Origin of the sequence: Phormidium yuhuli AB48, assembly GCF_023983615.1 — a bacterium.
In the GTDB taxonomy this organism is placed as follows: domain Bacteria; phylum Cyanobacteriota; class Cyanobacteriia; order Cyanobacteriales; family Geitlerinemataceae; genus Sodalinema; species Sodalinema yuhuli.
In genome coordinates this window covers 1057014-1070769 of record NZ_CP098611.1, presented here as the reverse complement: position 1 = coordinate 1070769, position 13756 = coordinate 1057014, and the positions used below count along the sequence as shown (strand labels likewise).

At 49.9% G+C, this 13756-nt stretch carries 8 protein-coding genes; 5 read left to right on the top strand and 3 right to left on the bottom strand.

Annotated features, from left to right (window positions below; genetic code table 11):
• The first annotated feature begins 268 nt into the window (after nt 1-268).
• From sbcC to NEA10_RS04545, 4 genes are all read left to right on the top strand, one after another.
• Nucleotides 269-3286, top strand: coding sequence for an exonuclease subunit SbcC (sbcC, locus tag NEA10_RS04560; protein WP_252664081.1), 3018 nt, complete (start codon nt 269-271; stop codon nt 3284-3286).
• A gap of 139 nt (nt 3287-3425) precedes the next feature.
• The gene (gpmI, locus tag NEA10_RS04555; RefSeq protein WP_252664080.1) at nt 3426-5021 is read left to right on the top strand and encodes a 2,3-bisphosphoglycerate-independent phosphoglycerate mutase; all 1596 of its coding nucleotides are present in this window, start codon (nt 3426-3428) and stop codon (nt 5019-5021) included.
• A gap of 51 nt (nt 5022-5072) precedes the next feature.
• Nucleotides 5073-5300, top strand: coding sequence for a preprotein translocase subunit SecG (secG, locus tag NEA10_RS04550; protein WP_252664079.1), 228 nt, complete (start codon nt 5073-5075; stop codon nt 5298-5300).
• Nucleotides 5284-6012, top strand: a complete 729-nt coding sequence (locus NEA10_RS04545; protein ID WP_252664078.1) for a peptidase — start codon at nt 5284-5286, stop codon at nt 6010-6012. Before secG ends, NEA10_RS04545 begins: the two co-directional genes overlap by 17 nt.
• On the opposite strand, the gene NEA10_RS04540 is transcribed toward NEA10_RS04545, so the two are convergent.
• Nucleotides 5945-8770, bottom strand: coding sequence for a PAS domain S-box protein (locus tag NEA10_RS04540; protein WP_252664077.1), 2826 nt, complete (start codon nt 8768-8770; stop codon nt 5945-5947). The two genes, NEA10_RS04545 and NEA10_RS04540, sit on opposite strands and share 68 nt — an antisense overlap.
• Nucleotides 8771-8927: 157 nt before the next feature.
• Nucleotides 8928-9083, bottom strand: coding sequence for a hypothetical protein (locus NEA10_RS21060; protein WP_374111892.1), 156 nt, complete (start codon nt 9081-9083; stop codon nt 8928-8930).
• Between the two features lie 15 nt (nt 9084-9098).
• On the opposite strand from NEA10_RS21060, the gene NEA10_RS04535 reads away from it, so the two are divergent.
• On the top strand, nt 9099-9380 hold the full coding sequence (locus NEA10_RS04535) for a hypothetical protein (RefSeq protein ID WP_374111848.1): 282 nt from the start codon (nt 9099-9101) through the stop codon (nt 9378-9380).
• 46 nt (nt 9381-9426) lie between these two features.
• Here the strand turns inward: NEA10_RS04535 and NEA10_RS04530 are convergent, their stop codons facing one another.
• Nucleotides 9427-13713: a PAS domain-containing protein gene (locus tag NEA10_RS04530; protein ID WP_252664076.1), complete on the bottom strand. Its 4287-nt coding sequence runs from the start codon at nt 13711-13713 to the stop codon at nt 9427-9429.
• Between the last annotated feature and the right edge of the window lie 43 nt (nt 13714-13756).

Here is a 13756-nt window from a genome sequence, read left to right as displayed (position 1 = left end):
AGGGATGAGAATAATTGTTCTGGAGAGGTGGGAGATGGACGGCCTGAGGATTTGTTTTTGAGTGTATCAGGAAGCTTGCAGCCAAGAAAAGTTGCCCAAAAATGGCCCTTTTAGGCAGGAAGGGCTTTAAGATTGGCGTTAGGACTTCACGATAGAAGTCGACTTAATGTTTGTCCCGACCTCATTATTCCCACAGATATCTCCGGTGAGATGCCCTGGCAGCCTCGCCTCTGGGTGAGAGAGTCCGGAACTCGGCGCTTCGTTAATTATGATTCCTCTACAGCTGACGCTTCACAATTTTTTTAGCTACCAATCCGCCTGCCTCGATTTTAGTGGCTTGCATACGGCTTGTATTTGTGGGGAGAATGGCGCGGGAAAATCCTCCCTCCTGGAAGCCATTTCTTGGGTGGTTTGGGGCAAGTCCCGAGCTAGCTCAGAAGATGATATTGTCCGCATTGGCCAAAAAGAGGCTTGGGTGGATTTTGTCTTTGAATCTCAAGGGCAAGTCTTTCGGATTAAGCGATCGCACCGCCGGGGACAGTCGAGTTCCCTGGAGTTTCAAATTGAGACGGGTCAGGGATTCCGCTCGATTACGGGCAAGGGCCTACGAGCGACTCAGCAGAAGATTCTTGAGCAGCTCAAGCTGGACTACGATACGTTTTTGAGTTCTGCCTATCTGCGTCAGGGCCAGGCCGATGAGTTTATGGTCAAGAAGGCGGCTCAGCGAAAACAGGTGTTGGTGGATTTGTTGAAGTTGGATCACTATGATCAACTGGCTGAGCGAGCGAGGGAGATTGCCAAACAGGGGAAAACTGAGGAGAAACTCTTGCAGGAGGCGGTGACTCGCTTGGAGATGACCTTGGCGGCTGACCCGGATTTGGAGAAGGATTTGCAAGATGTGGCGGCGCAGGTGGCTGAGTTACAGGCTCAACAGTCTCAGCGAACAGACCGGTTACAGGACCTTCAACATCAACAGGCTCAACGACAGCGTTGGCAACATCAGTTAGACTGGGCGGCGGCTCAGGGGGAACGGCTCCAGGAGGATTATGAGCGCGATCGCCTACAGCAGGAGCAACTTCAGGCCCAACAGGCCCAGTTAACGGCGGTGTTGGAGCAGGCGGTGGAGATTGAACGGGGATATCAGGAGTATCAACGCCTGTTGAGCCAAGAGCGGGATTGGACGGAACGGTTTAGTCGCTATCAAGATGCGAGTCAGCGTGAGAGTCGGCTGCGTCAGGAGTTGGATGGCCGGAAACTGGAGTTGCAACAGCAATTGCATCAGGAACAGGCTCAACTCCAGGCCTGCGATCGCCAATTGGATCAGTTGCAGCAGAGTTTACAACGGGAACCACAAATTCAAGCGGGACTGGCCCAACTGGCTAAGGCGAAAGCGCAGTTGCAGGAGATGGAACATTGCTACAGTCAGGCGGCTCCTCTACAACAGCGTCAACAACGACTGCAAGGGGAACGCGATCGCGTCCGGGCCCAACTCGAAGCCCGTTTAGAGCAGCTGCAACAGCGACAGGCCCAACTGGAACAACGTCAGGCCCAACGGCCACAACTGGAGGAGGCTCTGGCTCAGGTGAGTGAGCAGATTGAGGCTCTGGACAAATTGCGGGTATATCACAAACGGGTGAAGGAGAAAGGCCTGGAACGGCGCAGTTTTCTCGATGGGTTGCATGGCAGTCTTCAGGAGCAGCAACGCCGCTTGGAGGAGATGGAACAGAAACGGAGCTTGTTGCAAACTCCTGATGCGGCTTGTCCTCTGTGCGATCGCCCCCTAGATGAACATCATTGGCAGTTGGTGGCGGGAAAACATGAGCAGCAGCATCAAGAACTGCGACATCAACAGTGGCTGATTCAAGAGCAAATCGCCATTTCGGAACGGGAAATTCAGGTGTTGCGTCAGGAATATCGCCAACTGGAACAGCAATTAGGAGATTATGACCGCCTACGGGAAGAACGGGGGCAACGACAGGCACAATTGGCCGCGACTCAGGAGGAATGGGACCTCTTGCAGAAGCTGCACGCTGAGAGCCAAGAGCTGGCCCAGGCCCTGGCCGAGGGAGATTATGCTCCGGGAATTGCTGAGGAGTTGGCCAGTGTAGAGGAGCAGTTGGCAGTCCTGAACTATGATGAGCGGGAGTTAGCGTTGGCTCGGGGGGCGGTGGAACGCTACCGCTGGGCGGATTTACAGAATGCCCAACTGGAGCAGTCTCGGCGACAGATGCAGCAGTTGCAGGAGCAACGACCGGAGTTAGAAGCGACGGTGGCGGTCCGGGAGCAGGCTCTCCAGGAGTTGGCTAGTGAGGGGGAGACGGCGCGAGAGTTACGGGATTTGCAACAGTATATTAGGAGCCTTGACTATGATGTGGAGGCTCATCGTCAGTTGCGTCAGCAGTTGGATCAGGCCGAGGGATGGCGATCGCAATGGCAATTGTTAGAGAATGCTCAGCAGGCCTTACCGGGGGTTAAGACTCAGTTAGAGCATTTGGCTGAACGCCTGGAGGGACGACAACGGGAGTTAGAGCAATGGCGAGCGCAGATGCAGGAGACTCAAGCGGCTCTGGCGGACTCTCCCGATTGTTCTCAGGAGATGGCCCAGGTGCAGGCTCAACTGGAACAGGGGCGATCGCATCTGAATGAGCGTTCATCTCAGTTAGGGCGGTTGCAGCAACAACAACAACATCGTCAGGCCCAACAGGCCCATTTAGAGGAACAGCGGCAGCAGTTGGCCCGCAGTCAACGACAGCATCGGGTGTATCAGGAGTTGAGTCAGGCGTTTGGGAAGAATGGCATCCAAGCCCTGACGATTGAGACGGTACTGCCCCAATTGGAGGCGGAAGCGAATCAGTTTTTAGCCCGTCTCAGTGCCAATCAACTTCATGTGCAGTTTGTGACCCAACGGGCCTCGAAAGGCAGTAAGAAAAGCCGCAAGCTCATTGATACCCTGGATATTTATATCGCCGATGCCCGGGGAACTCGGGCCTATGAAACCTATTCTGGGGGGGAGGCCTTTCGCATTAACTTTGCCATTCGCTTAGCTCTAGCTAAACTCCTGGCTCAGCGTTCGGGGGCGGCGTTGCAGTTATTGGTGATTGATGAGGGGTTTGGCACTCAGGATGACCGTGGCTGTGAGCGATTGGTGTCCGCCATTGAGGCGATCGCCCCAGATTTTGCCTGTATTCTGGCGGTCACTCATATTCCCCATCTCAAAGAGGCCTTTCAAACCCATGTAGAGGTGGTGAAAACCGATGCCGGTTCTCAAGTTTGCGTCTCCCATTAAGGGTAATTGACGGCAATTCCCATGAATCCATTACGAAAGAGGCTGATTTTTGCTAAAAAGTTGCAGTTTTCCTACGCCATGAGGTAAGGTTCAGTGGTATCATGGCACTGAATTCTTATCGCGAAAGGGCAGCAAGATTATGAGTCAAGCACCTGTGTCTCCGGTGGTGCTGGTGATTCTAGACGGCTGGGGATATCGAGAAGAACACACCAATAACTCCATTGCCGCAGCCGATACGCCCGTAATGGACAGCCTGTGGAACGCCTACCCCCGTACCACGATTCGGACATCCGGTAAGGATGTGGGGCTGCCCATGGGACAAATGGGCAATTCCGAGGTGGGACATTTGAATCTCGGCTCGGGACGGGTGGTTCCTCAGGAATTAGTGCGGATTTCTGATGCCATTGAAGAGGGCACAATCCGCGATAACCCAGCTATTCAAAAGATTAGCCAGACGACTAAAACCTCGGGGGGTAAGCTTCACCTGATTGGTCTATGTTCTGATGGGGGGGTTCATTCCCATGTGGACCATCTCCTAGGATTGATTGATTGGGCCAAGGCTGAGGGCATTGAACAGGTCTGCATTCATGCCATTACCGATGGTCGAGATACCAATCCTCATTCGGGGAGTGCCGTTATTCGCAAGATTCAAGCTCATCTCGACGAGGTGGGCGTGGGGCAGATTGTCACGATCAGTGGTCGCTACTATGCTATGGATCGAGACCACCGCTGGGATCGCGTGGAAAAAGCCTATCGAGTGTTGACTGAGAATGAGCCTCGGGTCAACCAATCCGTGGAAGAGGTGATTGAGGCGGCTTATGCTGAGGAGATTACCGATGAGTTTATGATGCCGACTCGGGTGGCGGAAGGAGCCATTGAGGCAAATGATAGTGTCATTTTCTATAATTTCCGTCCAGACCGGGCCCGAGAACTGACCCAGGCGTTGGTTGATCCTGAGTTTATGGCCTTTGAGCGGGAGTATCTGCCGCTGAATTTCCTGACCTTTACTCAGTATGATCCCCATTTCCCAGTTTTGGTGGCCTTTGAGCCGCAAAACTTGACCAACATTCTGGGAGAGGTGGTTGCCAATCATGGGTTAAAGCAATTCCGGACTGCTGAGACGGAGAAGTATGCTCATGTGACCTATTTCTTTAATGGCGGTCGGGAAACTCCCTTTGAGGGAGAAGATCGGCATTTGATTAATTCGCCTATGGTGGCGACCTACGATCGCGCCCCCGCTATGTCCGCTGAAGAGGTGACCGATGTGGCGGTGGAGGCGATCGCGCAACGGGTCTATTCTCTGGTGGTGATTAATTATGCCAACCCGGATATGGTGGGCCATACGGGAATCATGGAGGCTTCGGTGGAGGCGATTGGTACGGTGGATCGCTGTTTGGGTCGCCTCTTGGATAGTATTGGTAAGGTGGGAGGAACCGCCCTGATTACGGCGGACCATGGCAATGCTGAGTATATGAAGGATGAACAGGGGAATCCCTGGACGGCTCACACGACGAACCCGGTTCCCTTTATCCTAATTGAAGGGGAAGGGGCTAAAATTCCTGGCTATGGGGGTGAGGTGGTGTTACGAGAGGATGGTCGTTTGGCGGATATCGCCCCGACGATTCTTCAGATTCTCGGCCTACCTCAGCCTCCAGAAATGACGGGGAAATCGATGCTGGTTCCCGCGAGTTATGAGGTGAATCCCAATCGAACCCCGATTGCGGTTCGTGTCTAGTCGGCGGCGGCTTCTGCTTGATGTTTGTAACCTTTTTTTGTTGGTGACCTTATGACGACTGCAACGATTGTTCAATGGGTTTGGGTGATTTCGGCGGTAAGCCTGATTGTGGTGGTTCTCCTCCACTCTCCTAAGGGGGATGGAATTGGCGGAATTGGCGGCCAAGCTCAACTGTTTACCAGTGCTAAGAGTGCTGAGACGACGCTGAATCGTATTACCTGGACCCTGACGATTTTATTTATGGGCTGCACGGTGGTCTTAAGTGCAGGCTGGGTCTAAGAGGCGTCAGGGCCGGCGGCGACAAGGGTGGATGGCGTTGGCGATCGCCCTTGTTTTACTCATTTGTTGGCTGCAACCGCTGAATGCAACTCAGGAGTCGGGGCCGTCGGGGATTCTCTTGGAGGACCTTCCCTATCGCTCCCATCCTCTCCCGGCGTCTTTGGGGGCGATCGCTCCTGAAGGCGAGCATTATGGTGAGCAGTTAGAGGAGACGGAGTTCGGGGCCTTAGTCTGGTCTGATTTTCCGGTGCGTCTCTATCTGGATGGTCATCCTCCTGAGAGTTGGCGGGAGTCCATGACGGCGGTGATTGGGGAATGGGGAGAGTATTTGCCCTTGGAGTTGGTTGAAGACGCTGACTCGGCTGATATTGTCATTTGGCAACGGCGTCCCCCACCCCGACGGCTGGGGGATGATTTCCGGGCGGCGGCGGCCCGAGTCAGTTATAGCCTGTATTGGCGTGAGGAACAGCTCGGCCATCGCATGGAGATTCTGATTAGTCCCACTCAGGGAACAGAAGCGGCTCAGGCGGCCCTGCGTCATGAGTTGGGTCATGGGTTGGGCATTTGGGGCCATAGCGATCGCCCCACGGATGTGATGTATTATTCCCAAGTGCGGCGTCCCCCCCATCTCTCTTCACGGGATCTTAGGACGCTGCGCTATGTTTATGAACAGCCGACCCGTTTGGGATGGCCATGGGAATCTGAATCGTAAACTCACTCCCTACGCCGGGTTGTGACTGAAAACGTAAGACCCCGCTATGGTTTTGAGTAATAATCTGATAGCTGATCGGTAGCCCCATTCCTGTTCCTTGACCAATGGGTTTAGTGGTAAAGAAGGGATTAAAAAGCCTGGACTGCTCATTCGCTGTCATCCCTTTCCCGTTATCGGCGATGGTGATTAACACCTCTGCGGTGGCTGTGGTGGCTGTGGTAATCGTAATCAGACCTTGGTACTTGGGCGATCGATTTTGTTTTTGTTTGGCTTCAATGGCATCAATGGCATTGGATAATAAGTTAATAAAGACTTGATTTAATAAGCCAATATAACAGGTAATCGGCGGCAGGTCGCCATACTGTTTAACCACGCGAATTTCTGGAGTTCCCCCCCGACCATTTAAGCGATTTTGCAACAAAATTAAGGTACTTTCGAGATTCAGATGAAGGTCAACCGCTTTACAATCTGCTTCATCGAGACGGGAGAAGGTGCGCAAGGAGGTCACAATATCTTGAATTCGAGAGGCTCCCATTTTCATAGACTGAATGATTTTAGGGAAGTCTTCTTCAATAAACTCTAAATCAATGGTTTGAGACAAGTTTACCACTTCAGGGATATCATCCTGAGTCTGAGTTTTATAGAGTCGAATTAAGGCAAGTAAGTCCTGAACATAGTTAGAAGCTGGCTCTAAGTTGCCATAGATAAAGCTAATCGGATTATTGATTTCATGAGCAATTCCGGCCACAAGCTGACCGAGGCTAGACATTTTTTCAGATTGAATTAACTGAACCTGCGCTTCCTGTAGCTCGCGGTAGGCTTGTTGTAGTTCTTGGCTTTTAGCCTGGGAGTTGTTGAGGAGCTGTTGTAACTGGGCTTCCGCCTGTTTACGCTCACGAATATCCATGATAATCGACCAGACGTAATCCTGAGAGTTCCCAACCTGTGCCCCGCTAATTTCAACGGGAATCCGATGTCCATTTTTATGCAGATATTCTTTCTGATAAGGACCATAACGACCGTTAGTTTGAAGGTCTTGCAGTTTTTGCACTTCAAACTCTTCATAGTTCGCGGCTGTTAAGTCTTTGGAACATAACTCACTCAGTTCTGCCAAAGAATAGCCCAGCATAGTACAAAATGCCGCGTTCGCTTCTATAAAGTTACCGTCAATTTGATTTAAGGTAATTCCGAGAGGAGAGAGTTCAAAGAGTGACCTTAGTTTTTCTTCACTTGCTCTCAGGGCAGCTTCTGTATGGCGATCGGTAATATCAATGATAATCCCAAATACCCGGACGGGTTCTTGATTCTGCCATTCAGCTTCAATGCGAATATTAACATAACGAGTTTCATTGTTAGGAAGTCTAAAATGACTATCAAAATTTTGTGGAGTTCCCTGTTGAGCTTCGGTGACCCGCTCAAGAATAAAAGAACGCTGCTCCGGGTCATATATCTTCAGATGCTCTTCAAAATCAGGTTCTCCCATCTCTGGGGTCAGTCCAAAAATATAAAACACCTCATCTGACCAGGTTAAGGTTTGCGTTGCGATGTCTAAGGACCAATAGCCTAAATGGGCAAATTCTTGAGCTTTTTGAAGTTGTTTCGTGACTCGACGTAAGACTAATTCATTCGTTTTGCGCTCATCAATATCTTGATAAATCCCCAGAAAGCGGATGGGTTGACCCTCTTTGTTATAGTCAACAATCCTGCCTCGATCTAACGTCCATTTATAGGAACCATCTTTGCAACGGGTTCGATGTTCACTTTGATAGGTGTGAGTTTGACCCTGAAAATGAGCGTCCAGCTTCTGATTGATGCTGGGCAAATCATCGGGGTGTAAGCGGCTTTCCCATTCCTCAATGCGATTTTCGAGTTCATGGGATTCATATCCGAGCATGGCTTTCATCAGGGGGTCAAAGGTAATGACTCCGGTTTGTGGATTCCAATCCCAAGTGCCGATATTGGCGGCGTCAAGAGCCAGTTGCAGGCGAATATGACTTTCTTCTAAGGCTCGTTCGGCTTCGAGTCGTTGGCTGATGTCGGTAATGATAGACCAAATATAGGGTTGACCATCTGTTCCGGTGATGAGAACACCGGTAAGTTCAACGGGGATACGATAACCTTGTTTATGGATATACTCTTTTCGATAGGGACCATAACGGCCGATGCGTTGTAGGCTATCTAGGTGCTGAGCTTCCTCTTCGGCGTAGTCTAGAGGTGTTAAATCCCAATAGGTCAGGGTTTTGAGTTCTTCTAGGCTGTATCCAGTTAGGGTGAGAACGGCTGGGTTGGCTTCTAGAAATTGACCGTCGAGGCTATTGAGAATAATGCCGAAGGGGGACAGTTCAAAGAGCGATTGTAGGTTCTCTTGGCTCGTGGCTAAGTTGGGTTCAGATGTTTGTTTTTGCAGGGTAATGTCTCGCAGTATTACCAGATCGTACTGCTCCAAAAAATTGACGTGAGTGTGATAGTCAATATAGCAAATTGTTCCATCTTTTCTGCGTAACCACCCTTCCCCTATATGGTCTTGGAGATTAGGATGCTCTGTTAGACCTCTATCTTCGAGTGAGTTGAGGATATCTTGGCGATCGCGGCCAATAAGTTGGTCTGATGAGACTTGAAAGAGGTCACAGGCGGCGGGATTAGCAGCTTGACAATCGCCGCCTGAGTCGAAGATAAGAAGCCCATCGATGGTTACAGCAAATAAGGCGTCGAAGGCTTCTGCTGTATGGTTGGGGAAAGCTTGGGAGGAGTGAGACACAACTGAAGCTGGGGTTAGAGAGGCTATTTGAGCAAAGGTGTTTGCTGAGGGTCTTCAGGGTATCGGGAAACGTTATGCTAGATTATATCCCTGGTTGCTGGTTTGGGAGAAGCTAGGAGTCAATTCTCCTCGGTCATCGGGATTGGGGATGGTTTTCCTAACAATTTGGTATCGGTTGCAACACATTACATCCCATTTCTTCAAGGGGTGAGTTAGGGTTTCGTCTGACGTTGGTGTTGAGGCTGAGGCGAATGCGGCGTTTGTTGATGGCTCGTTGGGCGGCTTTGCGGGTTTGGGGGCTGAATTTTGGCAGCAGTTGTGAGCCGCGATGGATGAGATGGATTTGATGGCGATCGCCCTTGTTTTGCTCCTGTGTTGGCTACTGGAGATTCTGATTAGTCCCACTCAGGGAACAGAAGCGGCTCAGGCGGCCCTGCGTCATGAGTTGGGTCATGGGTTGGGCATTTGGGGCCATAGCGATCGCCCCACGGATGTGATGTATTATTCCCAAGTGCGGCGTCCCCCAAGGATTTCCCACCGAGATATGACTACATTGCGCTATGTTTATGAACAGCCCACGCGCCTGGGTTGGTGCCTCTTAAGAGATTAGGACGGGTTCCTTAAGACCGATTCCCTAGCACAAATTATTAAATCTGTCAACTCTCAAGAGACGCTTCAATCAGCTCATTGAGCCGGTCAAACTGAAAATTGCGGGTCAGCTCCAGAAGACTCTCAGCTAAGCTGCGTTCTCTGGGGCAGTCGTCCCTGAGGCTGCGGCTGATGAGGCTAAAAATCAAATCATCACTGCCCAATTTAGCATATTGCTGTAACTCCTTTTGCCAAGATTTTGGCATTTCGGCTAACCCCTCAATGAGGCCTTCTGTGGTCGAGGCTTCGGCGAAGGGTTCTAAATCCAACGGCGATGAGTCTTCATACAGATACTCAAGATTCAAATACCTGCCGATGGTTTTGAATAACTCCTGTTCTGAAAAGGGTTTGGCGATGAGGGTATCGCATCCCGCTAACGTGGCGGCCTCTTGTTCTTGGGCAAAAAGGTTGGCGGTTAGAGCAATAATCGGCGTTGGGCGGGGATTGGAGCTAGATTCCCTCAAATTCTGACTTAGCTTTGGCCGATGCTCAGCCTCCCGTTGGCGTAATTGACGGGTCGCCTCATAGCCATCTAAGACTGGCATTTGTAAGTCCATCAAAATCAACTGGGGTTGCCAGGTTTCCCAGAGGCTTAAGGCTTCTTCTCCCTGGGTGGCTTCCTGGACTTGAAAGCCCATGGTATGCAAGAGCGTTTTTAGGAGCAGACGACTTTCTTCAACATCATCCGCAATTAAAATCCGAGGGGGTTCCGTTTGGGGGGACAAGTGGGTGATACGAGGTTGAGAGATAGAGACCGGGTTAGTCTTTAACTGCACCGGTTCGGCTTGAATATCAAATGTAAAGACAGTTCCTTTTCCCAGGGTACTGCTGACCTGAATGTCCCCTCCCATCATCTGGATAAATTTACGACTGATAGCTAAGCCTAGTCCAGTTCCCTGTTTGACGGCTCGTCCAGTTTCGGTTTGGCTGAAGGGTTGGAAGAGAACCGAGAGTTCTTCGGGCTTGATGCCGGGGCCAGTATCGGCGATGATAAACTCAATCCCTAGAGAGTTGGAGGAGGCATCCGGGCTGGTTTGACTTGGGCCATCTTTCAGGTTGACTTCTAGGCTCACGTGCCCCTTTTGCGTAAATTTGATGGCATTGCTGATGAGATTCATTAAGGTTTGACGCAGTTTGAGTTCATCGGTGTTGATGAATTTCGGCAAACGGGAATCGTGGCTTAGGCTGAAGCTAAGTCCCTTTTGGTCGATTGGCAGTTTAAACAAATACTCTAATGACTGCAACAGTTGAGCAAGGTTGAAGGGTGCTGGCTTCAACTCCACTTTACCCGCTTCAATTTTGGAAATTTCGAGGATGTCGTTGATAATTTGGAGTAAGTGTTCTCCAGATTGATGGATAATGGTGAGATAGCTTTGCTGTTCTGTAGAAATGTTGGAGTCATGAATCATAATATCGGTGAAGCCGAGGATGGCATTGAGGGGAGTTCTGAGTTCATGACTCATATTGGCTAAAAACTGACTTTTGGCGCGATTCGCTTTGTCGGCGGCGCTCAAGGCTTGTCGGATGATTGCTTCATTTTTTTTGCGTTCAGTAATGTCTATTACCGTTCCAAACATCCGGGTGGTTTTTCCGTTGCATACTTCCACTTCTAAGCGACTATTGGCATAGCGGATTTGCCCAGTTGGCCGCACTAGCCGGAAATCATACTGTTGTGGAATTCCCAGATGAGCTGCTTCGATATATTCCAAAACTTGGGGCAGGTCGTCAGGGTGATAGAATGTTAGATGTTCTTCATAGGTTGGCTCTCCTTGGTCGGGGGAGCGTCCAAAAATATGAAAAACTTCTTCAGACCAACTAATTTTATTCCTGTTTAGGTCATAAGACCAGTTTCCCAACTGGGCAACTTCTTGCGCTTTTTTTAGGGTTTGGTTAACCTGAATCAGGGCAAGTTCAGCTTGCTTTCGATGGTGAATATCGGTGTGAGTTCCGATAAAGCGAATGGGAGTTCCATCGGTATCCCATTCGACCACCTGCCCTTTGGCTAAAATCCATTTATAAGAGCCATCCTTGCAGCGGAGCCGGTGTTCATTTTGATAAACATCGGTTTCTCCTTGTAAGTGTTTATTTACCAGAGCATAGGATGGTTCTAAATCATCCGGATGAACTCGGACTTTCCACTCCTTCAAATGATTAGTGATTTCCTCCTGTTCATAGCCTAGCATGGTTCCCCAATTGCCGTTAAAGGTTACGTTGTTGGTTGGCAAATTCCAATCCCAGAGTCCAATATTTGAGGATTCTAGGGCGAGTCGCAGCCGGAGTTGACTGTCTTTGAGTGCGGTTTCTGTCTCGACCCGTTCGGTAATATCTAGGAAGGTACCAAACAGACGAACGACCTGTTCATTCTGAAATTCCAATTCAATCCGAGCATTCAGATGGCGAATTGTCCCGTCCGGGTGCAGAATCCGATAATCAAAGTTTTGTGGGACGCCTTGAGTGGCTCTCTCAACTCGTTCTAAAGTCAGAGTGCGATCCTCGGGGTGAATTTGCTGGAGATATTCTTCAAAGCTGGGTTCGCCTTGTTCAATGGGGTGATTAAATAGACGAAACACTTGTTCTGACCAGGTAAGTTTTTGGCTACTGATATCAAATGACCAGTAACCGAGTTTGGCAATTTCTTGAGCTTTTTTCAGTTGTTGACTGAGTTGGCTTAGAGCGAGTTCGTTAGCTTTAAGCTGGCTGATATCGTGATAAATCCCCATGAAGCGTAACGGTTGTCCACTTTTATCCCATTCAACGACTTTGCCTTGACTCAACATCCATTTGTAAGAGCCATCTTGGCAGCGAAGGCGATATTCGCTGCTGAAGCGTTCCGTTTCTGCGGCTAGATGGGCTTGGATAGCTTGGTTCACCTGAGGTTCGTCGTCTGGATGAATGCGCTCTTGCCACTCACTCATTGGCTTACGGACAAGATGAAACCCTTCAGTTTCATCACGACAGCCGATAAAAGTATTCCATTGTTTCTCCTCAAACACCACTTCTTGGGTTTGCAAATTCAAGTCCCAGGTTCCCGTCTGACTCCCTTCCAAGGCAAGTTTTAGGCGAAGTTCTTGCTCACGCAACGCATTTTCAGCTTCTTTTTTCTCTTGAATATAGCGAGCGACTCCTAAACAACCAATAATCTCTCCATCTTCATTGGTTAGGGGAGAGCCATTACCAGAATGCCAATAATAGTTGCCATCCTTATGTAAAACTCGATATTCTCTGCCTTGGCTTTTTTCTCCTCGCAAGGCTTTTTTAAATATGTCTATACAGATATACAAGTCTTCGGGATGAATAAATTTGGCAAATGGCTCGTTGAGAAGTTCTCGTTTTGAATACCCCAGGACGACTTCAAAATTATGGCTAACATAGCTCAAGGTTCCATCGAGATCGGCGATAAAAATGAGGTCGTTTAGGTTGTGAAGGAGTTTGGCAAACTGCTGTTCGCTGTGGCGTAGGGTCTCTTCTATGGCTTTTTGGTGGGTAATATCTTGAAGATAGCCATACCAGGTGATACTCCCATCAAGGAGGGCTTCGGGACGGGATTGACCTAAAATCCAACGAGTTTTCCTGTCGGGGCTGTAGATGCGATATTCGCAACGCCAAGGAGTCAGGGTTTGACCGGATCTGAGGATGGACTGGTGTACTCGTTCTAAGTCATCTGGATGCACCACTTCAAAGACGGCCCTGGCATCGTCATATAAGGTGTCGGGTATGATATGATACAGCTCTCGGAATTGACCACTGGCATAGGGAAAGTGACAACTACCATCAGGATGGAGACAAAATTGATAGATGACTCCGGGAATATTTTCGGAAATCTTTTGTAGCCGATAGAAGACTTCTAACTCGTCAGGGGAGATGGGGTTCATCTCCAGGTCTAGGCAATGACGATTTGAGCTGTTTTTGGCGGCACTTTCTCGGCGGGAGTGGCGGTTTGGGGTCTGGCTCAATCGCCAATTCAGTAAATGATGCTCTGGGGTGATGTTGGGGGTAATCTGATAGTCAATTCGATAGCTTTCCCCATCGGCCCGTTGCAGTTGAAATTCTCCGGTTTGGGGGTTGGGCGAGTTTTGCCAGGGAGGGATTCCCCTGAGTCCGAGTTGGCTGAGGTCATTTAGGTGACGCTGGCTCAAGCTGGCCGCTGATTGACCTAACATCTGACAGGCGGCTGGGTTGATTTGCTGGCAATAGCCTTGGTCATTCAGGAGAATTAACCCATCGCTAACGCTGTTAAACAACATTTGGAAGGGTTGATATTCTCTCGGGGTGGCAGTATTCTCAGGGCAAGACATGGGGATGATGGTAGATTTTGGGATGCTACTTAACCTGGGGTTG